Below are 26,486 nucleotides of genomic sequence, written 5' to 3'. Positions count from 1 at the left end.
TCAAGTCCAACCCAAATTTTTCGAAATCGTGTGGTTTCCGTGTGGTTGCGCCATCGCGAGGCAAAGAAAAAGCCCTCCAACCCAACGTTTCCGCAGGTCAAAGGGCTTTACTAGTGGAGCTAAGGAGATTCGAACTCCTGACCTCTTCGATGCGAACGAAGCGCTCTACCAACTGAGCTATAGCCCCGGAACAGTCCGCCTTCCCTGGTGAACGGGCGGTACCGGTGACCTTAGGCTACAAATTTTCGTCCCGCATTGCGAATTGACACTCCGCACACGGGCGGGCAAACGGCGTGGGCTGCTCTGGCAAGCTATCAGGCGCGGCGGCGCTGCAGGACGTCGTCGAGGTTGCTCAGGGCGCTCTGCGCCTTGGTGAGGGGCTTCGCGGCAGGCGTGGCAGCGGGTACGCCCTGCTTCAGGAACGGCTTGCCGACGGCTTTGGGTGCCTCAGGAAGATCAAGCGGCTGGGGAGCCGGGCGCTCTGCCTTGGCGGCTTCAACGTAGACCGGCTTCGGCACGTCTACCGGTTCCCAGGTGGTGTCAGCCGGCTTCAGCGATACGGCGGCGCTGGTATCTCCGGCGGCAACGGCAACAGCCAGTGCCGCTTCCCGGAGTTCCATCGCAGTCAGGGGCTTGGGCTTCGGTTTGGGCTGGTGGGCCTCGGCGTCAAAGAGCCGGCTTTCCGGCCGGGCGGCGGGACGGGCCACGGTATCCGTGGCGACAGATCCTGAACGCCGCACGGGGGCACTCATCGCTGAGCGAAACGCGGCGTTCACCTTCGCTTGGCGGTCCCGGACAGCCAGGGACCGGAGCACCGCCACAGCTGCGACGGTGGCGGCCAGGCCGGCCACCGGCAGCAGCGCGCTTCCGATTCCGAACGGCAGAAGAACACCCGAAACAAACGCGGTCAGCAGCGACAGAACACCGACGAGGGCGATCGCTGTCCTGCCATAGCGGATCCGGAACGCGCCGCCCGTCGTCGAACTGCCGGACGTTTCCGTTGCGGTCTCGGGGCTCTTCCTGATCTCCATGGCTTTCTCCTGCTGGGCGGTGATGTTCAGTACCGTCCCGGCTCTCGGTTCCGATGATTCAATGGCTGGTACTTCTGCCAGGAAATCGCCAGCGGCCTGGGCCTGGTGCCGGCGGTTCCGCAGAACGTAGGGCGCAACCCACACGATCCAGAGCACAACGGCAACCACTAGGATCACTGAGCTGCTTAGGGGGAAGTCCACAATCAAAACCGTATGAGTATTACGGCAGCCGCCCCCGCATTAGCCACGGTGTGTCGCGGGCAACGTGGCAATTGATTGGATTTATGACTTTGGAAGTACGTCTGGCGGGTTCAGCTGCCGGGGGTCAGGACCGGGACGCGAGCCACCGCGCGAGCAGCCCCTCCGGGACCTCTTCAGCGGTCAGCGCGAAAGTCCGGTGGTCCGCCCACTCGCCGTTGATGTGAAGGAAGCGTGGACGATAGCCTTCGTCGCGGAATCCCAGTTTCTCAACCACGCGCAGGCTGGGGCCGTTCTCGGGCCGGATGTTGATCTCCATCCGGTGCAGGCCGAGGGCCTGGAAGCAATGGTCCGTGGCCATGGCCACGGCGGTAGGTGCGATGCCATGACCGGCGCGGGCCTGGTCAACCCAGTAACCCAGTGTGGCCATCATGGCGGAACCCCACACAATCGAGGACACGGTCAGCTGGCCAACAATGACCGGGGCGGCCAACCTGGGTGTGCGCTCGGCGATCAGGAACGGCAAGGCCGTCCCTTGGGCGGCCTGGATTTTCAAGGACCGCACCATCTGCCGGTAGTCAGGCAGCGCACCGCCTGACGCCGGGTTGGATGCTTCCCAGGGCGCCAGCCACTCGCTGTTGCGCCCCCGGACCTGGGTCCATTCCCTCTTGTCCCGGTACCGGATGGGGCGCAGGATCAGGTCGCCGCATTCGAGTGTCACGGGCCAGATGGCTCCGGGGCGCACGGCAGCTATTTAGTGAGGCCGGCCGCGAAGCCCGGCAGCCACTCCCGAAGGCCGGGGCCGAGGTCGTCGCTGTCGATGGCGAGCTGGACGCAGGCCTTGAGGTAGCTGAGCTTGTCACCGGTGTCGTAACGGCGGCCTCGGAAGACCACGCCGTAAACTCCATAGCCCTCGCCTTCGCCGGCCGCCAGTTCCTGCAGGGCGTCCGTCAGCTGGATTTCCCCGCCCCGGCCCGGGCCGGTGCGCTCGAGCACGTCAAAAACTGCCGGGTGGAGGACGTAGCGGCCAATGACGGCCAGGTTGGAGGGCGCCTCCTCCACGCTGGGCTTTTCGACGAGCTTGTTGATCCTGACGTAGCCTTCACCGTCGATCTCCTGCACGTCGGCACAACCGTAGGCACTGATCTGGGAGGGCTCCACCTCGATGAGGGCCACCACGGATCCGCCGGTCTTGGACTGGACATCGATCATGGTGCTGAGAAGTTCGTCCCGGGCATCGATCAGGTCATCGCCGAGGAGGACAGCAAACGGTTCGTTGCCAACGTGCTGCTTTGCACGCAACACTGCGTGGCCCAGGCCGTTGGGGTCACCCTGCCGGACGTAGTGGATGTCACCGAGGTTGCTTGCTGCCTGGATGGACTCAAGTTTGGCGAGGTCGCCTTTGGCTTCCAAGGTGTCCTCCAGCGAAGGAACCCTATCGAAGTGGTCCTCCAGGGCACGCTTGTTGCGTCCCGTGATCATCAGGATGTCGTTCAGGCCAACGCTGACAGCTTCTTCAACCACGTACTGGATGGCCGGCTTGTCCACCACCGGGAGCATTTCCTTGGGCATGGCCTTGGTGGCCGGCAGGAACCTGGTGCCGAGTCCGGCAGCGGGAATAACGGCCTTGCGTACTGTCTGCTGAGTGGTAGTCACTGGACTAATCTAACGGAGGGGCTGATCATTCAGTAATTATTGGTGGCTCCCGGGCCAACGAGCCGCAGCGACTGCGACGGCCACAGTGAACGGCAACGAAGGAGCGGCATGTCCGAAGGCAGCAGCGCAGCCAAGGCGGACATCCGCGCACGCCATCGTGCGCGCCGTGCCGCGACGGATCCCACTCACCGCGACGCCGCCGGTGCCGCCCTGGCCGCCCACGGCGCCGCGTGGGCCGAACAGTTGACCGGCGGGACGCCGTCGACCTTTTGCGCATACCTGGGCGTAGAACCCGAACCACCCACACTGCCCCTGATCATCGAACTCCATCGGCATGGCCACGCAGTCCTGCTCCCTGTCTGTGAGCCCGGACGCCGGCTGAGCTGGACGCAGTGGACCCCCGGCGTCGAGTTTGTCCGCAGCCGTTATGCGCCGGTGCTGGAACCGGCCGGACCTCGCCTTGGCCTCGGCGTCATGACGTCTGTTGCCGCACTCTTCATCCCCGCCACGGCCGTGGACAGGGACGGCAACCGCATAGGCCAGGGCGGCGGCTACTACGACGTCCTGCTGGGCTCCCTTGGCCGGGACGGACTTGAGATCCCGTTTGCGGCCGTCGTCTTCGATGCCGAACTGCTTCCGGCCGGAAGCATTCCCGCCGAAGTCTTTGACCGGAGGGTGCCGGCTGCCCTGACGCCGTCAGGTTTGATCCGGCTACCGGACCCTGCCTGACGGAGGGCTACTTTCCGGGGGTGATAGAATTGGCACTCAGGCCCTGCGACTGCTAATGGACGGTTTGCGTTCAGCGCGGCACAGGACCTCTCGTTTGCCCCCGAGGAGGATCACCAGTGCCCACTTATGCTTACGCCTGCAAGGATTGCGGCCACGCCTTCGACGTTTTCCAGTCGTTTACCGACAGCACCCTGACGTCGTGCCCGGAGTGCCAGGGCGCCTTGCGCAAGAAGTTCAACAGCGTGGGTGTGGTCTTCAAGGGCTCCGGTTTCTACCGGACCGACTCCCGGGATGCCAAGGGAAGCACCGTTTCGGCTGCTCCCGCCGCCCCCGCGGCCGCACCGGCGCCGGCACCTGCCACCGCCGCTGTCGCCAGCTGACCTCCGGTCTGACAAGACGTACGACGCCGGCAGCACGGTTGTCCACATAGGCACCTTTGGTTCTATCGGGTTCGCTTGCCGCTCCGTAGCGTGGTTCCCATGCCCGCAACCCTCTTTCGCTCCGGCCGCGGATCCGCCCCGCCGGGACGCCAGGTCCGCCGCCCGCTTCCGCCAGCACGCCCCCGGGGCGCGCGCGGCCCCAGGCTGTTGTCCTGGCTTGGCCGGAACCGGCGACTTGCGATAGCCCTCCTGCTCAGCCTTGCTGCCGGCATCACGGTCCATCAGCTCACTCCCCCGCCCGCTGATACGGTCTCAGTGTTGGCGGCGGCTCGGGATATCCCCGCAGGCACGGCGTTGTGGGCCACAGACCTGACGGCAATGCATATCCCGCCGGGGATGCTCACTGAAGGGTCCATGTCCGACACCAGTGAAGCCGCGGGAAAACAGCTGGCAGCGCCGTTGCGGCAGGGCCAACTGGTGACGGACTCCCTGCTTCTGGGACCCGGACTCCTGACAGGCACGCCTCCGGGATCCGCGGCCGTGCCGTTGAGGATGGCCGATCCTTCCTCCATCCAGCTGGTATCGCCCGGGCAACTGGTCAACGTGGTACTAACCCGGGCGAACGGCTACGATCAGCAGTCCCCCTCAGAAGTGCTGGCAACGTCCGTTCCCGTCCTGTGGACGTCAGGACAGGGCGGCAAGACGGGTCAGTGGTTGGGCACCGGCGAAACCGACGGGCTGATTGTCGTGGCGGCGGCCCCGGAGCAGGCTGCGCGGCTGGCCGGGGCCTCCACCCAGGGCAAACTGTTTTTCGTTCTGGTGGGACCCGAAGGCGGGGCGGGGTGAAGCCGTTGCAGCTTGCAGGTCAGCCCCAGTGCGGCGGCTTGTTTTCCTTCAGCCAAGCATCGTGATCGTTGTCGGGGCCATCGCCCCAGCGCTTCGGGTCATCCTCCGCAGCCTTGTTGGGCAAGATGCCAGCTGCCCCTGGCAGCTGGCGGTCCGGCGCAGCGGCCGTCCCGTTTCCTGCCTCATCTGGCTGGCCGTTACCGCGTGTCTCGGCCTGATCGGCATTTCGTGGCGTCACAACAACCGCCTCCTCACTGGCCAGGCGTCCGGCCTGGTCTTCGTTCCTGTCGTTTTCAATATTTCCCAGCGCGAGCGCGTCCATGTCCTCGTCAAAGAATCCGCCCGAGGCTGTTCCTCGTCCGGGCGGCAGAACATTCTCAAGGCCCAGGTAACCCGCGATCCGGTCCGCGCAGGCGGACGGGTCCGTAAAGACTTCGATGGTCCATAGCGGCATGTACCGCCAGCCCATCCGTTCCAGCAGCTGAGGGCGGAGCCGGCTCCGCTCGCGGACACTCATGGTGCGGTACTGCTCCGTGCCATCCGATTCGATGGCCACCGGTCGCGGAATCTCGGCGTCGTCCTGGCCCATGGTGCTGAGCGGGTCTGCTGCAGCCACCACGTCAATCACGCCGTCGTACTGGTGCCAAACTCGGGCGCCGCGGGCACGCAGCCGGTCGCCAAGATCGGCCACGAGGGGATCTGCCCCAAGCGCCTGCTCGCTGGCGGCCGCACGCGAGGCCGGGGTACCGAGATCGGTCTTTCCGGCAATTTCACGGTTGAGGAGCTCGTAGAAGTCCACCGCCCCGTAGGACAGCCGCGTGTGGTCAAGGTCTTCGGGCTGGAAACACGTCAGTACGTGGAGCGATCGGCGGGCACGCGTCATGGCCAAAGCGAACTTTTCCCGCCCGCCCTCAGCCGACAGGGGTCCGAAGTTGTGCAGCGCCCGGCCATGCGGAGTGCGGCCGAAACCGGGTGAGAAGATCACGTGGTCACGGACCAGGCCCTGCGCACGCTCAAGGTCAACCACCCGGAAGGACTCAGGTCCTGCGCTGAAGAAGCTGGCCAGCCCCGGGTGGTTCGGGAGCTGAAGACGGATTGACTCACCGATCCGGGCAGCGTGGCGCAGGCTGGCGGTGACCACTGCCAGCGACGTCCGCGGCCGCGTCCGGGCGTGCTCAAAGACCAGCTGGACCACACGGTTAACCTCGGCCACCACGGATTCCACGCCTTCGTGGTCGGCGCTGGGCAGCCCCGTGCCGTCGGGCAGGTACTCGACCAGGAGCGCCCTGTCCAGTCCCGTGGCCGATTGCCCCTCCGGGAGCCTGCGGAGGGCGCCGTCGTAGGAGTTCTTGCTCAGCTGCAGGACCAGGTCCTCGTCAACCGCGCGGTAGACAAAATTCAACCGCCAGACAGGCAGGACCGCAGACAGCGCCGAATACGCGCTTTCGACGCGATGGTGGGCCGCTTCACCGGCGGCCAGCCGCTCAACACCAACAGTGAAAGTCCGGGGGCTGGCGATCTTGGCATCACCGAAGGCAATGACCTGCCCGGCTCGGGCGATGGCAGGCAGGACGGCCTGGAGCGACGTCGCTTCGGCGTCCAGGATGACCACGGCGTCGAAGTGCCGTTCGGCCGGCAAGAGCCCGGTCATGAGGTACGGGCTGACCGACCAGACCGGCACCAGCATGGGAACCAGCTCGGGGGCCTGGGCCGTCAGCGCCGCGAGGGTAACCCTGCCGTCCTTGAGCAGGCTCCTGAGCAGCTGGGCCTGGCGCGGGTGTTCCGCAAGCGCGGTCCCCCACCGTTCGGACAGTTCCCAGCGGAGGCGCGCCGCGCCGCTGGCAATATGGGCGTTGTCCGCGAGCCGGTATTCGGCCTCAAGCTGCCGGAGCGCGTCCCCGTCAGACATGGCAAGGTAATCGTCGCCGCTGATCATCGCTTCCAGCGCGGACTGCCACCAGGCCAGTTCAAGCTCTGCTGCGACGGAACCTGCCGGAACCTCCCGGTCCGCAAGATCGGCCAGGAGCTCCCCCAGGCCGTGCTCGCGCATGTTTTCCACGAGCAGCGTGCGCTCGGGAAGCGTTTTGAGCGTGTGGGTGTCGGCCACGAGCCGCTCCAGCCGCTCCATGAGTTCCTCATAGCGGGCCGTTGCCAGCGAGCCACCGGCCTGGGTGTGCCGGAGGGCCTCGCCCAGCTGGGTCAGCTCCCGGTCCAGCGACCGGTACATCACATTCATTTCGGCAAGGCCCGAGGGGACGGCCGGGTGGCGCTGCGAAGTGGCGTACCCGGACCAGAGGGCACGCTGGTCCTGCACCAGCACCAGCGAGCTGTGGAGATCGCTGATGTGGACGCCCGGGCGGACGTACTCTTTCGCGACCCGGCGCAGGCGGGAACGCTGCATGGAGGCCATGTCGACGTTCCGCTCCCGGCGCCAGACGGAGGACGCCGTGGCGGAAATCAGATCGTTGACCGGCCTGTCGAAGATGTCCGGGGTGAACTTATCAAGGCTTTCGCGGACAGCCATGAGGAGTTCGAGCTGCTCCCCCCATTCCGAGAAGGACGAGCCAAGCCGGATTTCGGCATGTTCGGCCACGCTGTTCATCCGGTCACGCAGAATAGGCAGGTTCTTCGCCACTGACCGGGCGAGCTCCTGGGCTTCCTCGGTCTCCTTGCGGGTGAGCAGCCGGGCGCCGTGCCACGGGCTGGCGGTGGACGCGCGGCTGAAGCTGCCAAGCTCGGCGGCGCGGCGGAGCCGGCCGGCGAGCTCATTGCGGTCGCGGATGCTGTCCAGCACACTGCGCTTGAGACGCACCGTGGTGGCGGGAGCCGGATGGATGGACGTCAGCTCGGCCAGTGACTGCATGGCCTGATACGGCGAGCAGCCCCAGCGCTGGCGCACGTTATGCAGAGACGCCACGTGGTCCATCAGCGCGTGCCGGTGCTCGGTCAAGGTCCGGTGGAGATTCCCCAGCTGCGGCTCGAGTGATTTTTCGTTCCTCACAATGGCCCGCACCAGCTGGGCCTTGAGCTGCTGGGGGGTGGCTGTGCCGGAGAGCTGGAACAGGATGGATTCAAGTCCAAGCGATTCCAGTTGCGCCGATACTTCGTTCAGGCTGGCCCGGCGGTCGCCCACCACCAGGACAGACTTGCCCGCATCCACCAGGGCACCGATGGTGTTGATGGCCGTCTGGGTCTGTCCTGTGCCCGGCGGGCTGCTGACCACCAGGGAGTCGCCTGCACGGGCGGCATCTATAACGTATTGCTGGGCCGGATCGGCGTCGAGGAGGAGCAGTTCGTCGTCCGGGTGGCGCGCGTCCACACTCGGGAAGCGGGAGGGGTCCGGCACAGGTACTTCAATGACCTCACCGCCGGCTGCCTTGGCCAGGGCGGCGACCAGCGGGTTGCCCTCATTGATCCAGGGATCGTCCAGGTTGCCGGAGAGGTCCGCGAAAGTGGACACCAACAGATTGTGCTGGGCTTCGGCGCCGTGGATGGGCCGGATGAGCGTTGCGAGCCTGTCCAGGACAGGCTGGGGATCGAAGCGCGCGGTGCTGTAAGCGAGGCGGGTCACGGCGTTAACGTCAAAAACGATGCCGTGGACGGTTTTCAGGTGCCGGACCAGGGCCGGGTTGATGTTGGCCTGCTCGGTGAGCTGCAGTTCGTAGTCGTCCTCACCCGGCCGGACCGTAAGCGAAATTGCCGTTAGCATCACCGGCGCGGAAATCCGCTGGGGTTTGCCGCCAACGGCGGAGGTCCACACAACGGTGCCTGCGGATAGGTAACCGGCATCAATGCCCCGGTCATTTCCGAGTTCGAAGATTTTGGAGCGGATGTTCCGCGATGCCCGGGCCGCGACGACGTACTGTTGGTGGTCGCGGATGAGTGTGGACAACCGTGTGCGGCGGCCGGCCATAAGCTGGGCCAGGCCGGAAGGGTGCGCATGGGTCAGGTCAATGGAACCTTCGGGGGTCTTGGTGAAGCGCAGCATAGTGTCTGCCCCGGTGACGGGCTTAAGCCCGGACAGCCATTTTCCAAGCTCCTCAGAACCCTCCGGGTGGCCTTGACCAACTGACACTACTGCCTTCTTTTCTGCGTTTGCACGTGACGCCCTGGACCATACCGGCATACTTTCGAGCGTAGCCGCAAAGAAGCCGGGATGAGAGACCGCAACACTGAATCAGGCCAAATTGCGGTGGATTCCAACGGATGATAATAATGGCCGGCCTCCGCTGACGGAGACCGGCCACTCACACTGCTATTCCCACTCGATGGTTCCCGGCGGCTTGCTGGTCACGTCCAGCACCACCCGGTTGACGCCTTCCACCTCGTTGGTGATCCGGTTCGAAATCCGGGCCAGGAGATCGTACGGCAGGCGGGACCAGTCCGCCGTCATGGCGTCCTCGGACGAAACGGGACGGAGCACAATCGGGTGGCCGTACGTGCGGCCGTCACCCATGACGCCGACACTGCGGACATCGGCCAGGAGGACTACCGGCATCTGCCACACCTCGTTGTCCAGCCCGGCTGCGGTCAGCTCGGCACGCGCGATGGCGTCTGCCTTGCGGAGCAGGTCCAGGCGCTCCTGGGTGATGTCGCCGACGATGCGGATTCCCAGTCCGGGGCCGGGGAACGGCTGGCGCCCGACGATTTCCTGTGGCAGGCCCAGCTGGGCGCCCACGGCGCGGACCTCGTCCTTGAACAGTGCGCGGAGCGGTTCAACCAGTTCGAACTGCAGGTCCTCGGGAAGGCCACCGACGTTGTGGTGGCTCTTGATGTTCGCGGCACCTTCGCCGCCGCCGGATTCGACGACGTCCGGGTACAGCGTGCCCTGGACCAGGAACTTGATCTTCTCGCCGTGGGCCGCGGCCTCGGCGATGATGGCCAGCTCGGCCTCTTCGAACGCGCGGATGAACTCGCGGCCGATGATCTTACGCTTGGTTTCCGGATCGCTGACGCCGGCCAGGGCCGACAGGAAACGCTCCTGCTCGTTGGCTACGTACAGCTTGACGCCGGTGGCGGCAACGAAGTCGCGTTCCACCTGTTCGGCTTCGCCTTCGCGCAACAGGCCGTGGTCAACGAACACACAGGTCAGCTGGTCGCCAACGGCCCGCTGAACGAGCGCCGCCGCAACGGCAGAGTCAACGCCGCCGGAGAGCCCGCAGATAACCCGGGCGTCGCCGATCTGCTTACGGATCCGGTCCACCTGCTCCTCGAGGATGTTCCCCGTGGTCCAGTTGGGCTCCAGCTTTGCGCCCTTGAACAGGAAGTTTTCCAACACCTGCTGGCCATAGGCCGAGTGCTTGACCTCGGGGTGCCACTGCACGCCGTAGAGGGCCTTCTCTTCGTTGGCGAAGGCAGCCACTTCAGCGCCGGCCGTCGTCGCCAGCACTTCGAAGCCTTCGGGGGCCTCGTGCACAGAGTCGCCGTGGCTCATCCAGGTGTTCTGGTGCTGCGGCATCCCTTCGAGGACGGAGCGGCCCTCACCGAGGATGGTGGTTTCGGTGGAGCCGTACTCGCGCAGGCCGGTCTTGTCGACCTTCCCGCCCAGGGCATTGGCCATGGCCTGGAAGCCGTAGCAGATGCCGAAGACCGGAATGCCGGCCTCAAACAGGTCGGCGCCGACGGCGGGTGCCCCGTCCGCGTAAACGCTGGAGGGACCACCGGAAAGGATGATGGCGGCGGGGTCCTTGGCCAGGAGCTGCTCGGTGGTGAAGGTATGCGGAACCACTTCCGAATACACATTCGCTTCCCGGACGCGGCGGGCAATCAGCTGCGCGTACTGGGCACCGTAGTCAACAACCAGCACCGGCTTCTGGGAAGTCTGGGATGCAGTGGGAGTAGTCACCGCACTAGCCTACTTGCGTGGTCGCCCTGCCGCACCTTGGCGGGCCCCGCTGTGACGGAGCAGACTCTCCCCGTCCCGGCGGCGCTCCCGTTTACGCCGTCTCAGTAGCGCTGTGTGGCCTGGGGGTTCGCCGCCAGTTCAGCCTCCACCTCGGCGTGGAACTTCTTCTCCACGATAAAGGAAAGGAAAGGCACCACGCCTCCCAGTGCCAGGAGGATCAGCTTCATAAAAGGCCACCGCATCAGCGACCACAGGCGGAAGTTGGAGATCAGGTAAACCACGTACATCCAGCCGTGGAGGATCAGCACGGCGACGGAGATGTTCACGCCGCCCTCCACGCCCTTGGGCTCGGCGTCGGCGAAACCCAGGCCGAACGGCTGCCCCGTGCCGGCGCTGGTGCCGCCGGCAAAAAGGTACTGGCCAAAGGCGTAACGTGCGATGAGTTCGGCGCAGAGCAGCAGCAGCATGGCGCCGGTGAGGTACGCCAGCACCTTGTAGAACTTCAGGGCGGAACGGATCTGCCGCTCGGTACCGCCGAAGCGGCGCTTCTTGCCCTTGCCCTGCGCAGGTCCCTGCTGGATGGCCGGTTTCGGTTCGATCATGGCTTTACCTTTTGTTGGAGCTGTTCAGAGGTTGCTTCGGCGGGCGGAGCATCATGGTGAGGATTGTCGTCGAGTTCCTCTTCGAGGTCCCGCCGGTAGTCGTCCTTCACGAGGCGCCACCAGATAAACAGGGCGAAGCCAGCGAACACCACCCACTCGAGCGAGTAGAAGAGATTGAGCCAGTTGACTTGCTGGGCGGGCGGCTGGGGACCGATTTCCAAGGGCTTCAGGGCTCCGTCAACGGCCGCCGCGGACAGGTCGGACCCGGCCGCCAGTTCCGAGGTCGCGGCCACGAATCCCGGGTACATGCTGATGTGCCAGTAGTTGATGAGTTCGGCAACCGACACGGCAGAGGCGCGTCCGGCGTCCGGCGCGGTGGACGGCAGCGGCGATTCAGACGGCAGCAGCCGTCCGGTCAGGTTCACAATGCCCGACGGCGGTGCGCCGGCGTCGTCGGGATCTGCCACCCAGCCGCGGGCTACGGGAATCCAGGTCTGCGGGGAAGCCGCGACACCGGTGACCGCGGGCGCTCCGGTCACGGCGAAGGCGGAAACCACCCAGTAGCCGTTCTCGCCATTCTTCAGGCGTTCTGGCACCAGAACCTGTTTGGCGGGGTCGTAGGTTCCTTCGGCGGAGACCATCTGGTCTGACACTGACCCGGGGAAGAATGATCCGGGGACAAGCGTCTCCGTCAGCACCCTCACGTCCTCGGTGTCGGGATTCACCGCAACCTCGGGCTGCGTGGAGCGCCCGAACTGCCACTGGCTGAGCAGGACAAACACCCCGGAGACAACGATCGCGAAGACCAGGCCTGCGATCCATCGGGGCTTAAGGGCTGTTTTCCACACGTCTTAACCGTACTTCGTTCCTCTGTAGAACAACTAATAGCCCACACCTAGAGTGGGGCAGCCGGGTCCCTACGTGGCGACGGAGTCGACACGAAAGGGCCTGCCCCAATCTCAGTGGTCGAAGAACACCAGGCTGGAGTTGATGAGTTCGGCGATGACTTCGGCATCGTAGGCCCGGCGCAGCGACTCCCGAAAGGATTCCTTGGACAGGGAGCGCGCCAGCGTGGCCAGGACTTCGAGGTGATCGGAAAACGAGCTTGCCGGGGTGGCGATCAGCAGGATGACGGTGGCCGGACCGTCAGCGGCACCGAAGTCCAGGGAGTGGCCGTACTTGGTGATGCCCACGGCGATGGACGTCCGCGAGACGAATTCGCTGCGGGCGTGCGGGAGACCGATCCCGCCCGGCAGGCCGGTGGCGAGCTGGTGTTCGCGGGCGTTGACGTGCTCCAGGAACCGCGGCAGGTCTGTGACGCGCCCGGCGGCGAAGAGACGTTCTGCGAGTTGCGCCGCGGCGTCCGACTTGCCCGTTGCTTCCAACTCCAGAATCACCAGATCGGAGGTGGTGAGATCGGCATCGTACCGGTCAAGTGGTTCCGCCAAGGCGTATCCCTTCAGTCAGGAGAAATGCTGGTATGCGGTGCCGCCTCAGCGCAAAGGGACAATGTCCTCCACACCCACCCGTGCGGCGTCTGCGGATTCGTCGTCCGGCTGCTGCTGGCTCAGCCGTTCAGCTTCAACGCGTGCTATGTAGTGCTTTATTTCGCTTTCGCGTTGTACATCGCTCCAGCCAAGGACTTCGCCCATAAGTTTAGCGACAACCGGCACGGCCGATACACCACGGTCCCAGGCCTCGATGGAGATGCGTGTCCGCCGGGTCAGGACGTCATGGACATGCCGGGCGCCCTCGTGGGTTGCGGCGTACACGGCTTCGGCCTGCAGGTAATCGTCAGCACCCGGTAACGGCTCCGCCAATTCGGGATTCCGGGCGATGATGTCCAGTACCTCCGGAGTCATGGACCCGTAGCGGTTCAGCAGGTGCTCCACCCGGGCCACGTGTACGCCGGACTCTTCGGCGGTCCTGCTCCTGCGGTTCCAGGCGGCCTTGAATCCGCCGGCACCGAGCAGCGGGATGGTTTCGGTGCAGCTCGCCGGGACCCGCTCATCCATGGTGCGGGTGGCCTCGTCCACTGCGTCCTTGGCCATAACCCGGTAGGTGGTCCATTTGCCGCCGGCCACCACCACCAGGCCCGGTACGGGGTGGGCCACGATGTGTTCACGCGACAGTTTCGCCGTGGAATCGTTCTCCCCCGCCAGGAGGGGGCGCAGCCCGGCGTAGACGCCTTCAACGTCCTCCCTGGTCAGCGGGCGTTTCAGGACCCGGTTGACGTGCTCGAGGATGTAGTCGATGTCCTTGCTGGAGGCCGCCGGGTGGGCCTTGTCGAGGTTCCACTCAGTGTCCGTGGTGCCGATGATCCAGTGCCTGCCCCACGGAATAACGAAGAGCACGGACTTTTCGGTGCGCAGGATCAGCCCAACCGTGGACTGGAACCGGTCGCGGGGCACTACGAGGTGGATGCCCTTGGACGCCCGGACTTTGAGCTGCCCACGGTCCGTGACCATCGCCTGGGTTTCGTCAGTCCATACACCGGTGGCGTTGATGACCTGCTTGGCTTTGACGTTGAAGTGTGTACCGTCCTCGTGGTTGACCACTTTTGCCCCCACCACGCGTTCACCTTCCCGCAGGAAGTCCACCACCGCCATCTGGTTCACCGCATGGGCGCCGTAGTGTGCGGCCGTCCGGACGAGGTTTGCCACGTACTTGGCGTCATCCACCTGGCCGTCGTAATAGCGGATGGAGCCCACAAAGGCGTCTTTTTTCAGGCTGGGGGCGGCTCTGAGGGTGCCCCGCCTGCTGAGGTGCTTGTGGAACGGCACGCCGCGGCTGTGCCCGCCGCTAATGGACATGGCGTCATAGAGTGCGATCCCGGCGCCCACATAGGGCCGCTCGAGGAACGGTTTGGTCAGCGGATACAGGAACGGCACGGGCCGGGCCAGATGCGGTGCCAGGACCGAAAGAATCAGGCCGCGTTCGTGCAGCGCCTCCTTAACCAGCCCGAAATCCAGCATCTCCAGGTAGCGCAGGCCGCCGTGGATCAGCTTGGAAGAACGCGACGACGTGCCGGCCGCCCAGTCGCTGGCCTCCACAATCCCCACGCTGAGGCCTCGGGTCACGGCGTCCAGCGCCGCCCCGGCGCCCACGATGCCACCGCCGACGATCAGGATGTCCAGTTCGTTGCCGGGTTCCGAGGTAGCCCTGAGCCTGGCGATCGATGCTTCCCTGGCCGCGGGACCAAGGACCCCGCCTTCGTTTGGAACATTGTTCACTGAACGCCTCCCTTGCCGCTGCTGCCGGTAGTTCATCAACACTACTTCTTTGCTGCCCGGTTGGGCAGGGCAGGGTCCACCGACGGAGGCGCTCCGGATGACGTCAGCGGTATCCGCCGCTCACTGTTTGAGGTTGTCAGTTACCGGTGTATGGAGAAACTACGACGTCGACGCGCTGGAATTCCTTGAGGTCCGAGTAGCCGGTGGTCGCCATCGAACGGCGGAGTGCGCCGATCAGGTTGGACGTGCCGTTAGTGTGATGGCCGGGCCCGAAAAGCACCTCTTCGAGCGGTCCGACGGTGCCGACGTTGGCGCGGTCACCGCGGGGAAGCTCCAGGTGGTGGGCCTCCTGGCCCCAGTGCCAGCCCTTGCCGGGGGCTTCTTCGGCGCGGGCGAGGGCGCTGCCCAGCATCACGGCGTCGGCGCCCATGGCAATTGCCTTGACGATGTCACCGGAGGTGCCCATGCCGCCGTCGGCAATGACATGGACGTACCGTCCGCCGGACTCGTCCATGTAGTCACGGCGGGCGGCCGCGACGTCGGAGATGGCGGAAGCCATGGGCGAGTGGATGCCCAGGGCGCGCCGGGTGGTGGCGGTGGCTCCGCCGCCGAAGCCGACCAGGACGCCGGCGGCGCCGGTGCGCATGAGGTGCAGGGCGGGCGTGTAGCCGGCCGCGCCGCCCACAATCACGGGGACGTCCAGTTCGTAGATGAACTGCTTGAGGTTCAGGGGTTCGTGGTCTTTCGAGACGTGCTCGGCTGACACTGTGGTGCCGCGGATGACGAAGATGTCGACGCCGGCAGCCACCACGGTTTTGTAGTGTTCCTGGGTGCGCTGCGGGGTCAGTGAGCCCGCCACCGTAACGCCGGCCGCGCGGATCTCGGCGAGGCGGGAGGTGATCAGTTCCGGCTGGATGGGGGCACGGTACAGCTCCTGCATCCGGCCGGTCACCACGGGGCTGTTGACCTCGTCCTGGAGGGCGCTTATCTCGTCGAGGACGGGCTGCGGGTCCTCGTAGCGGGTCCAGAGGCCTTCGAGGTCCAGCACGCCGAGTCCGCCCAGCCGGCCCAAGGCGATGGCCGTCTCCGGGGACATGGCCGAATCCATGGGGGCGGCAATCACGGGCATGTCGAACTTGTAGGCATCGATCTGCCAGGAAACGGAAACGTCCTTGGGGTCGCGGGTACGACGGTTGGGGATAATCGCAATGTCATCCAGGGAGTAGGCACGACGCCCACGCTTGCCACGGCCGATCTCGATCTCGTAAGTCACTGCTCTAGGTTATCCTCCACGGCTGTCAACTGCGATTCGAACATCCTGAAGTAGCGGCCGCGCAAGGCCACCAGCTCCTTGTGCGTCCCCTGTTCCACAATCTGACCGTCTTCGAGCATGTAGACAATGTCGGCCTTCTCAATGGTGGCGAGCCGGTGGCTGATGGCAATGATGGTGCTGCTGCGGTCCGCGAACAGCCGGGTGAAGATCCGGTGCTCGGCCAGCGCGTCAATGGCAGATGTCGGCTCGTCCATCACCATGAAGGTGGCGTTGCGGTAGAAGTTCCGGGCCATCGCGAGCCGCTGCCACTGGCCGCCGGAGAGCCCGCTCCCCTTCCGGCCGCGCGGATCCTCCATCCAGTTGCTGACGTAGTTATCCAGGCCGTTGGGCAGCTTATTGATGAACTCCAACGCTTCGGCGTCGCTGGCCGCCCGGCGGATCCGTTCATCATCCCGGGGCGACTCGACGTCGCCAAAGCGGATGTTGTCGGCGGCAGTGGCGAACTCGTACTTCAGGAACTCCTGGCTCAGCACCGCCAGGTGGCGGTGCCAGGACTTCACGTCGACGGCAGCCAGATCGACGCCGTCGAGCATTACCTGCCCTGAGTCCGGCCGGTAGAGTCCGGCGAGGACTCGGATCAGGGTGGACTTTCCGGCCCCGTTCTCACCTACGACGGCGATGTGCTGGCCCTCGTGGATGGTCATGTTGATGCCGCGGATCACCTCGGTGTCGCTGCCTGTGTAGGTGAAGCGGATGTCGCGCAGTTCCACTGTTTTGGGTGCCTGCAGCAGCGGCGGCGAATGGTCCGAATGCACGAGCATGGCCATAAACAGCTCGTAGTCCTTGAGATTGGCGAGGTCCTCGTCAATCGAACTGAGGGAGGAGACCAGGCTGTTGGCTGTGGACAATGCGCGGCTGACGATCTGCTGGACATAGAGGAACTGGCCAACAGGCTGGGCGCGGACGATGATCTGGCCCACCACCCAGATCAGGGAGATCACCTCGGCGCCGTACTGCAGGGCCTCGGCGGCGAGTTGCTTGGGAATGTAGCGCTTCTGGAAGTCCAGGCGGCGCCGCTCATCAGCATCGCGCAGCCGGGAGCGGAGATCCATCAGGTAACCGACAATCCCGTAGAGCCGCATCTCGGCGATGTGCTGCGGACGGAGCAGGTTGGTTTCGATCATCCGCCGCTGCCGGCGGGAGTCCACCTGCGTGTTCCAGTGGGCGATCTGTTCGCGCGAGAGCTTGAACTGCAGGTAGACGCTGGGCACGATGGCCACCAGGACAATCACCGCAATCCACCAGCTGACCAGAAGCAGGGCTCCCACGGCCAGGATCACCGAGACCAGCTGGGTGAAGATGGCGGCGATCCGGTCCAGCACGCGCGCATAGGAATCGGAGAACCGCTTGGCCCGGTCGTAGAGGTCGACGGTTACTTTATCGTCATACCGCCAGAACTCCAGGGCCAGGAAGCGCTCATACATCTGGTCGCCCACAATGGCGCCCACCTTGAAGCTCATGAGCTGCTGGATGTAGCGGTCCACGCTGCTGAAGCCGCCCCAGAAGAGCCCCAGGGCAGCCGTGATGATGACGTACACAATGGCCTGCTGGCCTGCTGCGGAATCACCGGAGTAAGCGGCCGCCAGCGCCGTGGTGGACAGCGCTGCGAAGTAGGTGGTCACCAATGGCAGCGTCGCCGAAATGAGCGAACCGATTACTTTCATCACGACGGCGGCTGGCGAGGCCCGGAAGCTGACCCGCAGCACCTGCGCCACAGCCCGGGCGTAAGGCCTCAGGGCCAACCGCCGCTGAGGGTCCTTTTTTTGGTTCAGCTCGGCGGGATGGCGTGGATGGGACATGGCTTCAGCCTAGTTCCCAGCTGTGGACCCACGCCGGTGGGGATTAGCGCGAACCGTAGTTCGGGGCCTCCACAGTCATCTGGATGTCGTGCGGGTGCGATTCCTTGAGGCCGGCCGGGGTGATGCGGACGAACTTACCGCGGGCTTTGAGCTCCGGGATGGTTGGCGCGCCGGTGTAGAACATGGTCTGGCGGAGGCCGCCGACCAGCTGGTACGCCACTGAGGCGAGCGGGCCGCGGTAAGCGACGCGGCCTTCGATGCCCTCGGGGATGAGCTTGTCATCACCGGAGACGTCCGCCTGGAAGTAGCGGTCCTTGGAATAGGACGTGTTCTTGCCGCGGGACTGCATGGCTCCCAGCGAGCCCATGCCGCGGTAGCTCTTGAACTGCTTGCCGTTGACGAAGATGAGCTCGCCCGGGGACTCATCGCACCCGGCCAGGAGGGAACCCAGCATGACGGTGTCGGCGCCGGCAACCAGCGCCTTGCCGATGTCGCCCGAGTACTGCAGGCCGCCGTCGGCGATCAACGGTACGCCGGCAGGGATGGCTGCCTTTGCGGACTCGTAAATGGCGGTGATCTGCGGGACACCCACGCCGGCCACCACGCGGGTGGTGCAGATGGAGCCGGGGCCCACGCCCACCTTAATGCCGTCGGCACCGGCGTCGATCAGGGCCTGGGCGCCTTCGCGGGTGGCAGCCTGGCCGCCGATGATGTCCACGTGCGCCGTGACGGGATCGGACTTCAGGCGGCGGATCATGTCCAGCACACCCTGGGAGTGGCCGTTGGCGGTGTCAACGAACAATGCGTCCACGCCGGCGTCGACGAGTGCCATGGCGCGTTCCCAGCCGTCACCGAAGAAGCCGATGGCGGCACCTACGCGGAGCCTGCCCTCGTCATCCTTCGTGGCCAGCGGGTACTGCTCTGCTTTGGTGAAGTCCTTGGTGGTGATGAGGCCCTTGAGCCGCCCCTGCTCGTCAACGAGCGGAAGCTTTTCGATCTTGTTTGTGGCCAGCTTGTGGGAGGCTTCCTCACGGCTGATGCCCACATGACCGGTGATCAGCGGCATCTTGGTCATGACGTCGCTGACCAACCGCAGCGGGAAGTCGGCTTCGGGCACAAAACGGGTGTCGCGGTTGGTGACAATGCCGAGGAGCCGCATGCCCTCGTCCACAACGGGGAGTCCGGAAACCCGGTACTGCGAACAGATCTCATCCAGTTCCGCCAGCGTTGCTTCAGGGCCGATGGTCAGCGGGTTGGTGATCATCCCGGACTCGCTGCGCTTCACGCGATCCACCTGGTCCGCCTGGTCCTGGATGGACAGGTTGCGGTGGATCACACCGAGGCCGCCCTGGCGCGCCATGGCAATCGCCATCCGGGATTCGGTGACCGTGTCCATAGCCGCTGACAGCAGCGGTGTGTGGACGGTGATCCGCTTCGAAATCCGCGATGACGTGTCAGCCTCGGACGGGATGACATCCGTGTGGCCCGGAAGGAGCAGGACGTCGTCGTAGGTCAGGCCGATGAAGCCGAAAGGATTGTGCTCGGGCTGGGTCATGAGTGCGCCTCTTACCTTGGTTATGGGGTCACGGGTAGGGGTTGCAGCTAATGACCAGCCCGTCATTACGGGACTGGTCCGTGCAGGGCCTTAGTACATGCGGGTGCCTCATGCGCGGACACCGTGCAGAAAGCTTTGAATAAATATTAGAACCTCGACGCCGATCCCCCTATTCCGGGAGTCCATTGTGAGCAACGGCACGCAGGGCGCACGTCAGCTCCAGCCCGTCGCCGCCAGCAGCCGGTCCTCAAACATGGGAATCATGCTTTCCACATACGTCCTGCTGAGGTGGTTGTCGTCCTTATACACGTAGACGTTGCCTACCACTGCCGGGCAGATACCGCCGGCGCAGATGAAGTCGCTAAGGTCCATCAGGTACAACCCGTCCACTTTCCCGCGGTAACTGTCCAGCGGGGACGGCTCCGCCAGCGATTCGTTCAGCGGCGGGTTGCAGGCCGGGGCGTCCAAGCTGTGGCGCTGGACGCACTCGGGCATGTTGATGGTGAAGCGCGGGTTGTCCCGGATACCGACGATCTCTATGCCGGCGTCCGCGATGGGCTGGATTCCTTCGAGGTACGCGGGCACCTCGGTCTCGAACGGTGCTTCCTCATGAGTCAGGGTGGCCACGGTGAAGACGGCATCGGGCCGGTGTTCCAGCACGTACGCTGCGCTGGCCCGGTTGTAGGCGTTGCACTCGGCGTTCCGGGTCGCGGATTCGGCCCCGAACCGGCAGGCCGGCATCAGCAGGGTGACCAGCTCCCAGCCGCGGGCTTCGGCGATGGGAGCCAGGGCGGCAAGATACTGCTGGGCATGGGAGTCGCCCAGGACAACGATCCGTTTGGTGGGGTCGCCTTCGGGGAGCGCCTGCCGGCACCCTTCCAGCACAGGGTCTTCGGTGGCGTTGGGACCGACGCAGGGCGCATCTATGCCGGCCCAGTCGTTGTCCAGCGCCGCGGGCCCCGGAATGATCCTCCCCTGCGGAGCGGACGCCCCGGCGTTGCCGGGGGCCAGCATGGCGGCTCCCGGCGTCAGCTCGCGGGGCTGGGCGGCAGTGGCGGCTTCCTCCGCTGTGAGGCTCGTCTGCCAGACCGCCACCGGTCCGGCCAGCAGGGCACAGCTGGCAACGACGACGACGGCGGTGCGCCAGGTGCGCACCTGCGGCCAGCGCCACTCCCGGAGGGGTTTTTCCACAAAGCGGGTGGTGAGGACGGCCAGGAACACCGAGGCGGCGATGATTGCCGCGCCCTGGATGAGGGTGGGCGCCTCGACGCCGGTAGCTGCCAGGGCAAGCACCAGGACGGGCCAGTGCCACAGGTAGAGGGCGTAGGAGTTGTCGCCCAGCGAGACCAGCGGCTTCCAGCTCAGGAGACGGTCCACGCCGTACGGGCTCCCGCTTTGTCCAGCCACGATGATCGCCGCGGCAGCCAGCGTGGGCCACAGCGCCACGAAACCGGGGAACGCCCGGTCCACGGTCAGCAACAGACCGCAGGAGACCATGGCCACCAGGCCGGCCCAGCCGAGCACCACACGCAGGAGTTTCCCTGGTTTCAGGTACGGCAGGACAAGCGCCAGCAGCGAGCCCAGCGCGAATTCCCAAAGCCGCGTCCGGGTGTCGAAGTAGGCGTACGCCTGGTTCGTGGCCGTCTGGTCAATAGAGAACGCGAGCGAGGCAACGAGGATCCCGGCGAACGCGGCTGCCACCACGGCCCGATAGCTGGCGTTGTACCGGTGCCGGAGGAGCCGCCACAGTACAGCGGAAGCGGCAAAGACGAGCGGCCACAGGATAAAGACCTGCCCTTGGATGGACAGGGACCAGAAGTGCTGCAGGGGGCTCGCCGCGGCGTGGTCCTGGGCGTAGTAGTCCACGGCGGTGTCCGCCAGCAGCCAGTTCTGCCGGTACAGCAGCGCCGCCCAGGCCTGGTCCAGGATTACGGGCCAGCGGCCTTGCGGGAGGATGAGCCAGGTGCCTGCCAGGACCCCGAGGATTACCACGACGGCGGCGGGCAGCAGCCGTTTGAAGAGGTGCAGCCAGTGCCGGAGGAGATTGAGGGAGGCCCCGGCTTCCACCTTCCGGACGAAGGACAGCGTCAGCAGGAAGGCCGAGATCAGGAGGAAGACATCCACCCCGCCGGACACCCGGCCAAGCCACACATGGTAAGTCACCACCATCAGTACGGCGAGCGCGCGGAGGCCCTGGACTTCGGGACGGAACGTCAGTTTCCGGACGGGCGTCCGCGTGCCGGTCTTTGCGTCCAGCGCAGGGCGCGGGGCAGCCTCGGCTGGTGCACTGGACACAGAGACCTCTCCAAGCGGGTAAGCAAAGCATCAAGCCTACGGAGCCGCAGGGCCGATGGCCAATCAGGGTCCGGCCCCGTGGGGCATTTCAGGTCGCTGCGCGTGCCGCTACGCGGCGGGACGGAACAGGTATCTGCGCCGCCAGATAGCGCGCATCACGGGATGCTCCGGGAAGTGTCGCCGACGCCGCCGCGTACATGAATTCCTGGCCCAGGAAGAACAGTCCGGGAGTATCCAGGGCCACTCCGCGCCGCTGCCTGGGCAGCGCGTCGCCGTCGAGCATTGCCGGATCCATCCAGCTGAAGTCATCCCGGAATCCTGTGCACCAGATCACGTTTGAGACCTCCAACAGGGTCCCGTCCGCGAGGACAGGAAGCCCGCTCTCAACCCCGGCAACCCGCGGCGTAAGCCTGACGCCTGCGGCGGCCAGATCTTTGGACTTCGTCCTGATCAGCGGCGCCGCGTGTGTTTTGAAGGACGGTGCCGCTTTGCGGCCGATCGGGCTATTGAGGGTGAGGACGTGGAGTCCGACGAACCGCACCACCGGCAGGAAGTACCGGGCCGCCGTCGGGCCGTGCTTTACGGGAATCTCACCGCCGGGTTTGCCGGCCAGGACAGTGGGATGGCTGCGGGAGACTTCGAGGCCGATCTCCGCTCCCGAGTTCCCCAGCCCCACTACCAGGACAGGTCCTTCCTGCAACTGCCCGGGATTGCGGTACTCGCTGGAATGGAACTGGACGACGGCGGGGTCCAGTTCGGCGGCGAAGTCCGGTATCTTTGGCGCCTGGCTGCAGCCGGTGGCGACGACAACGTTATGCGCCTCCCAGCGGCGGCCGTTGCAAGCGGCGAAGAAACGGTCATCTTCCCGCCACAGGTGGTCGATCCGGACCCCGTTAAGGACGGGCAGGTCGAACCTGGCGGCGTACCCCTCAAGGTATCCGGCCACCTCATCCTTGCTGGGGAAGGACAGTCGGTCCGCCGGGAAGGGAAGGCCCGGGAGTCCGTCGTACTTTGCGGGCGTGAAGACCCGCAGTGAATCCCAACGCTGGCGCCAGGCGTCCCCGGTTCGGGGGCTCGCGTCCAGGATGAGGAACGTCCGGTCCTGCGCTTTCAGGTAGTAGCCCAGGGCAAGGCCTGCTTGCCCGCCACCGATGATCAGGGTGTCCAGCGTGCCGGTCACGTCGCTGTTGTTCATGGCTGCTCTCCTTTGCTTTCCATGGGGATGGTGATGGCAGAACCTTCCGTGGGTCCGCTGTCCCGGCCGTGCGCGTCATCGCTGCCCTGTCCGGCTTCCCGGTACCGGAGCCACCATGCCAGCATCAGCGCGGATGCCAGGAGATAGGCCAGGTGCAGGGCCCAGATGGGTCCGGCGGGTAGGTTGAAGACGTACACGGAGTGGACGGCGTTGGCAATGTTGGTCAGCATCAGGTTCCCGAGGCTGTAGGACGCCAGGTTCCTTGTCCGGGCCGCCTTGACCAGCATCGGCAGCATTCCGGCGGCGAAGAGCACCGTCGAAAGTGTGCCGGCGAGGACTGGAAGGTTCATGCTTTGAGGCTATGGCCGCGGCCGTGGTGGCCGCGTCGGCCGAATCATGCAAAGTGGGCCACGCGCAGCTGGGTATTTCTATGTAGCCGGCGAGGTACTGCGTAGGACGTCAGCCCGCGAGTCCGTGTTCGTAGGCGTAGCTGGTGGCGGCTGCCCGTGAAGACAGGCCCAGTTTCAGGAAAATGTTGCTGACATGCCGGGCCACAGTCTTCTCGCTCAGGTACAGCTCGCCGGCAATGGCCCGGTTGCCCTTTCCGGTTGCCACCGACTGAAGGATTTCAAGCTCGCGGCGGGTGAGAGGACCCGCGGAGACGGGAGTGGCCCCGCTGTCCACCATCTCTTCGTGCAGCAGCGAAGCGGCCCAGGCTGCGGCCGGCGCCGCACCCAGGTCCAGGAGCGCGGCGTGGGGTGCCTCCAGGTACATCAGCGCAGAGGCCTCATCACCGAGCACGCGGCAGGCGCGACCCGCCAGCGCCTGGCAGCGCGCCCCTTCGTACGGCACACCCAGCTCCTGCCACAGTATCCACGCCTCACGGAGCGGTTTCAGGGCCGCGGAGGGGTCGCCGTCGGCGAGCCGGAACTCCCCGTCCGCCTGGCCGGCAACGGCCCTGATCATGGGCATTTGGCACTCTCGGGCCAGGGCTTCCAGCTCCTGAACACCTCGCCGCGCGGCTTCCAGGTTGGAAGCGGCAAGCTCGATCTCCACCAGTGCCGGCAACATGTTCCGGCGGGTAGCGACGTCTGCCGCGCCGGCTGCCCTGCGGATCATCGCCTGCGCCTGCTGCGCATTTCCACGGGCAAGCCAGAGCAGCGCGAGGCCAGGCTGTGGCTCATAGCCAGAGCGGGCAGCCTGCCGGTAGGAAGTTTCGGCGTCGTCCAGTCTTCCACTCAGCCGTTCCACCTCTCCTTGCTGGTAGTAGCCTCCGTAAAACGCCTGGGGATCACCCATTACGGAAAGTCCCTGCGCAGCCGCGGCGGCCATCAGTGCTTCGGCCCAGGCCCCGTGGAGCATGAAGAGTTCGGCGCGGTGTGACTGGCACTGGCCGCTGAATGACACCATGTCAGGGCGTGCACTGCACCAGCTATCGAGGGCCGCCGTCCATTCCAGGGCCCGCTCCAGGTCGAAGGCCAAATGGCAGTTGCCGATTACTGAACAGTAGATAATCCCTGAGGGGACCGGGGAGAGTTCACCTGCCGTGACGGCCACCATGACCTCGTCGAACATCTTGAGTCCCTTCTCAGGGTGACCAAGCATCAGCGTGGCCTGGCCTGTGCCGAGCAGGCCCAGCGCGGACACGTCTTTGTCGTGGAACCGCTGGCCGAACTCTGCGACGCGGGAGAAGACCTGAAGCGCGCCCGCCGGATCACCGCTGTAAAGTTTGCCCAAGCCCTCTGGGAGGAGCAGGAGGCCCTGCACGGCGCCCGGCTCGGCCAGTTCATCCACGAGCCGCTGGCCGCGCGCCAACCACCCTCCGGCCCGAGCCTGCTCCCCCAGGAACATCAGTTGCATGCCCATCCAGCCCGCGCACCGCGCGGCGCTCTGGACGTCGCCCATCACCAGGTACTCCTCGTGGGCACGGGTGAGTGTCTGCATCCCCGTGCTGATTTCGCCGGTCAGGACTTCGGCCGTGGCCAACCGTTCGAGGTCGGCTGCCAGCAACCCACCGCGCTTGTCGGCTTCACGGAAGTTCTGGTACGCCTCGGTCCAGCGATGTTCCTGGAAGGCTGACCTTCCCCGGTCAATGCCTGTTTCAGCTGACATCTGGCCCCTTTCGGATATCAACCGCCCCACCTGTTGGCCGCCGCACGCTCGACGAGACGGTGCCTAAGCGCCACGGTACGCCCGCTCGAGAACCGGCACAACCTACGAACGCAGCAGCGCGCGGAGCGTCTGAATGGTGTCGGCCTCCGCCGCCGTTTTGTCGTCGCGGTAACGCTTGACGCGTGCGAACCTCATCGCGATTCCGCCCGGATACCGCGAGGATTGCTGCACGCCGTCGATCGCGATCTCAACCACCGTGATGGGCTCAACCCAGACGGTGCCCGCCGTTCGCCGCACCTCAAGTTCCTGGAACCTCTCGGTCTGCCAGCCCAGCAGCGCGTCGGTGAGGCCTTTGAAGGTCTTGCCCACCATCACGTAGCCGCCGGGTTCGCCGAACTCGCCGCTCGGGTCGAGGGCTCCCAGGTGCAGGTTCGAGAGCAGCCCGGTGCGGCGTCCCGATCCCCATTCGCAGGCGAGCACCACCAGGTCGTAGGTGAGCACCGGTTTCACTTTGATCCAGTTGGAGCCACGCCGGCCGGCCGCGTAGGCCGATCCGACCGCCTTCACCACCACGCCCTCATGGCCCGCGGCCAGCGCATCGCGCGAGACCCTCTCAGCAACGGCCGCATCCGCCGTGATCTCCCCCGGGATCCGGTACCCGGGGGCGATGTGCTCGAGCACGCCGATGCGCGTCGACAGCGGCTCCTCAAGCAGGTCGCGCCCGTCAATGTGCAGCACGTCGAAGAACCACGGATGCAGCACTGTAGCGCGCACGGCATCCGCCCCGAACCGCGACATGGTCTCCTGGAACGGTCGGGGGCCGCCGTCCTCGTCGAGGGCGAGGGTCTCGCCGTCCAGGATCACATCACGTACCGGCAGTCCGCGCACCACCTCCACCACCTCGGGCAGCCGGTGGGTCACCTCGGCCAGGGTGCGCGTGTAAATGCGCACATGGTCGCCGGCGCGATGCACCTGGATGCGCGCCCCGTCGAGCTTGTATTCCACGGATGCTTCCCCTGTTACCTCAAACGCCGCGCTGGCACTGGCCGCCGTTGCGGCGAGCATGGGCTGCACGGGACGGCCGACGACGAGGCCCACGTCGTCAAGCTCGGCCGCCGTACCCGTGATGGCCAGCAGGGCGGTTTCGCCGAGATTGCCGGAGAGCATCGCGGCGCGGCGTACGGCGTCGACGGGCCGATCGGCGGCGCGGGCAACAGCCTCCGTCAGCACGCCCTCAAGCGCACCCGTTCGCAGTTCACCGAGCAGCACGCCGGCGATGAAGGTCTGTTCACGCTCGGTGGCCGCCGCAGTGACCATCCGGAGGGTCGCGGCGCGCTCCGCGGCTGATCCAGCGCCTGAGGTGGCAAGCAGCCGGTCCAGGGCAGCGTCGAGGTCGGCCACCGTCAGGCTCGGCTCGGCGGCCGGCTCTCCCATGGCTGCCGTCATGCCGCGCCAGCCGATTCCGACGCGGCCTTGCCGAGGCTGGGCGATAAGCAAGCCGACGGCCGTCGCGATGTCCACTGGCTCGAGCCGGCGCAGGAGATCGGCCAGTGCGTCGACCTTCGCGAGCCGGGAGCGGGTGGACGCGACGGTATCCGAGGTTTTCACGAGCTCATCGAGCAACATGGCATCAGTCTGCCACGTTCGGCAACGGCGTCCTCCTCCATCCGCTGCCAT

General features: G+C 65.7%; 20 protein-coding genes and 1 tRNA gene. 3 read left to right on the top strand and 18 right to left on the bottom strand.

Annotation, left to right across the window (positions count from 1 at the left end; all coding sequences use genetic code 11):
• Positions 1-114: 114 nt before the first annotated feature.
• From DAD99_RS14400 to galU, 4 genes are all read right to left on the bottom strand, one after another.
• Positions 115-187 (bottom strand) — tRNA-Ala (locus tag DAD99_RS14400).
• Positions 188-314: 127 nt separating this feature from the next.
• Positions 315-1,208 (bottom strand): hypothetical protein, encoded by an 894-nt coding sequence (locus DAD99_RS14395; RefSeq protein WP_193342072.1) that lies wholly within the window; start codon positions 1,206-1,208, stop codon positions 315-317.
• Positions 1,209-1,356: 148 nt separating this feature from the next.
• Entirely contained in the window at positions 1,357-1,974 is a 618-nt protein-coding gene (locus DAD99_RS14390) for a GNAT family N-acetyltransferase (RefSeq protein ID WP_185261155.1), read from the bottom strand.
• Between the two features lie 5 nt (positions 1,975-1,979).
• A complete protein-coding gene (galU, locus tag DAD99_RS14385; protein WP_193342071.1) occupies positions 1,980-2,885 on the bottom strand; it encodes a UTP--glucose-1-phosphate uridylyltransferase GalU in 906 nt (301 codons plus the stop codon).
• Positions 2,886-2,993: 108 nt separating this feature from the next.
• Between galU and DAD99_RS14380 the strand changes: the two genes are divergently transcribed.
• The 3 genes from DAD99_RS14380 to cpaB all read left to right on the top strand — a co-directional run bounded on the left by DAD99_RS14380 (position 2,994) and on the right by cpaB (position 4,840).
• A complete protein-coding gene (locus DAD99_RS14380) occupies positions 2,994-3,614 on the top strand; it encodes a 5-formyltetrahydrofolate cyclo-ligase (RefSeq protein WP_193342070.1) in 621 nt (206 codons plus the stop codon).
• Positions 3,615-3,730: 116 nt separating this feature from the next.
• On the top strand, positions 3,731-3,994 hold the full coding sequence (locus DAD99_RS14375) for an FmdB family zinc ribbon protein (protein WP_193342069.1): 264 nt from the start codon (positions 3,731-3,733) through the stop codon (positions 3,992-3,994).
• Between the two features lie 99 nt (positions 3,995-4,093).
• Positions 4,094-4,840, top strand: a complete 747-nt coding sequence (gene cpaB, locus DAD99_RS14370) for a Flp pilus assembly protein CpaB (protein ID WP_193342068.1) — start codon at positions 4,094-4,096, stop codon at positions 4,838-4,840.
• Between the two features lie 19 nt (positions 4,841-4,859).
• Here cpaB and DAD99_RS14365 read toward each other — a convergent pair whose 3' ends face one another.
• From DAD99_RS14365 to DAD99_RS14300, 14 genes are all read right to left on the bottom strand, one after another.
• Positions 4,860-8,966 (bottom strand): AAA family ATPase, encoded by a 4,107-nt coding sequence (locus DAD99_RS14365; protein ID WP_193342067.1) that lies wholly within the window; start codon positions 8,964-8,966, stop codon positions 4,860-4,862.
• A 129-nt stretch (positions 8,967-9,095) separates the two neighbouring features.
• On the bottom strand, positions 9,096-10,685 hold the full coding sequence (gene guaA / locus DAD99_RS14360; protein ID WP_185261161.1) for a glutamine-hydrolyzing GMP synthase: 1,590 nt from the start codon (positions 10,683-10,685) through the stop codon (positions 9,096-9,098).
• A 101-nt stretch (positions 10,686-10,786) separates the two neighbouring features.
• The gene (locus DAD99_RS14355; protein WP_185261162.1) at positions 10,787-11,287 is read right to left on the bottom strand and encodes a DUF3817 domain-containing protein; all 501 of its coding nucleotides are present in this window, start codon (positions 11,285-11,287) and stop codon (positions 10,787-10,789) included.
• Positions 11,284-12,135, bottom strand: a complete 852-nt coding sequence (locus DAD99_RS14350) for an SURF1 family protein (protein WP_193342066.1) — start codon at positions 12,133-12,135, stop codon at positions 11,284-11,286. Before DAD99_RS14350 ends, DAD99_RS14355 begins: the two co-directional genes overlap by 4 nt.
• Before the next feature lie 111 nt (positions 12,136-12,246).
• Positions 12,247-12,735 (bottom strand): PTS sugar transporter subunit IIA, encoded by a 489-nt coding sequence (locus tag DAD99_RS14345; RefSeq protein WP_193342065.1) that lies wholly within the window; start codon positions 12,733-12,735, stop codon positions 12,247-12,249.
• Between the two features lie 45 nt (positions 12,736-12,780).
• Positions 12,781-14,520 carry a glycerol-3-phosphate dehydrogenase/oxidase gene (locus DAD99_RS14340; RefSeq protein ID WP_193342064.1) on the bottom strand — a complete coding sequence of 580 codons (1,740 nt, stop codon included), beginning with the start codon at positions 14,518-14,520 and terminating at the stop codon, positions 12,781-12,783.
• 136 nt (positions 14,521-14,656) lie between these two features.
• Positions 14,657-15,793, bottom strand: a complete 1,137-nt coding sequence (locus DAD99_RS14335) for a GuaB3 family IMP dehydrogenase-related protein (protein WP_193342063.1) — start codon at positions 15,791-15,793, stop codon at positions 14,657-14,659.
• Positions 15,790-17,652 carry an ABC transporter ATP-binding protein gene (locus DAD99_RS14330; RefSeq protein WP_193342062.1) on the bottom strand — a complete coding sequence of 621 codons (1,863 nt, stop codon included), beginning with the start codon at positions 17,650-17,652 and terminating at the stop codon, positions 15,790-15,792. The genes DAD99_RS14335 and DAD99_RS14330 overlap by 4 nt, the downstream gene beginning before the upstream one ends.
• 43 nt (positions 17,653-17,695) lie before the next feature.
• Positions 17,696-19,207, bottom strand: a complete 1,512-nt coding sequence (guaB, locus tag DAD99_RS14325) for an IMP dehydrogenase (protein WP_111906560.1) — start codon at positions 19,205-19,207, stop codon at positions 17,696-17,698.
• 213 nt (positions 19,208-19,420) lie between these two features.
• A complete protein-coding gene (locus DAD99_RS14320; protein WP_193342247.1) occupies positions 19,421-21,463 on the bottom strand; it encodes an acyltransferase family protein in 2,043 nt (680 codons plus the stop codon).
• A gap of 127 nt (positions 21,464-21,590) precedes the next feature.
• Positions 21,591-22,697 (bottom strand): NAD(P)/FAD-dependent oxidoreductase, encoded by a 1,107-nt coding sequence (locus DAD99_RS14315; RefSeq protein WP_193342061.1) that lies wholly within the window; start codon positions 22,695-22,697, stop codon positions 21,591-21,593.
• Positions 22,694-23,047: a hypothetical protein gene (locus tag DAD99_RS14310; protein WP_193342060.1), complete on the bottom strand. Its 354-nt coding sequence runs from the start codon at positions 23,045-23,047 to the stop codon at positions 22,694-22,696. Before DAD99_RS14310 ends, DAD99_RS14315 begins: the two co-directional genes overlap by 4 nt.
• Positions 23,048-23,156: 109 nt before the next feature.
• Positions 23,157-24,809 (bottom strand): helix-turn-helix transcriptional regulator, encoded by a 1,653-nt coding sequence (locus tag DAD99_RS14305; protein ID WP_193342059.1) that lies wholly within the window; start codon positions 24,807-24,809, stop codon positions 23,157-23,159.
• Between the two features lie 102 nt (positions 24,810-24,911).
• Positions 24,912-26,435 carry an ATP-dependent DNA ligase gene (locus tag DAD99_RS14300; RefSeq protein ID WP_193342058.1) on the bottom strand — a complete coding sequence of 508 codons (1,524 nt, stop codon included), beginning with the start codon at positions 26,433-26,435 and terminating at the stop codon, positions 24,912-24,914.
• Positions 26,436-26,486: the final 51 nt, after the last annotated feature.

The organism is Pseudarthrobacter sp. AB1 (assembly GCF_014926485.1).
In the GTDB taxonomy this organism is placed as follows: Bacteria; Actinomycetota; Actinomycetes; order Actinomycetales; family Micrococcaceae; genus Arthrobacter.
Note: the sequence above shows the minus strand (reverse complement) of the source record. Positions and strands in the feature narration are given on the sequence as shown.